This is a genomic window from Parapedobacter sp. SGR-10 (genome assembly GCF_011030405.1).
Lineage (GTDB): Bacteria > Bacteroidota > Bacteroidia > Sphingobacteriales > Sphingobacteriaceae > Sphingobacterium.
Genome location: NZ_JAAJTJ010000083.1, coordinates 1 through 312, shown reverse-complemented (window position 1 = coordinate 312; position 312 = coordinate 1). Strand labels below are relative to the sequence as shown.

Annotated in this window: 1 protein-coding gene; it reads right to left on the bottom strand. The window is 32.1% G+C overall.

The window, feature by feature from the left end; genetic code table 11:
* Nucleotides 1-102: 102 nt before the first annotated feature.
* Nucleotides 103-312, bottom strand: a 210-nt coding sequence (locus G5B00_RS17960) for a RagB/SusD family nutrient uptake outer membrane protein (protein ID WP_163878853.1), incomplete at its 5' end; no start/stop codon positions are given.

Here is a 312-nt window from a genome sequence, read left to right as displayed (position 1 = left end):
AGCCATTTTGTTGGTTTTTGTACAGCCTATGGTCGTAATAAATATGCCGACTAAACATATTTTTGCAATTGATATTTTTCTCATAATAATGTTTATTAAAAACTAATTCCCTGTATCATACCCAGGATTTTGCACCAATACTTTACTCTTAAAAATTTCATTTATAGGTATAGGCAACAAATATTGAAAAGGCTTAAACATTCTGTTTACGATTACAGTTCTTTTATAAAAGCCTTCTAATGTACTTGCATCCATATCCATACCATAAAAAGGCCCGTCCAATAATCCTTTACCTTGTATGCCATCGCCCTG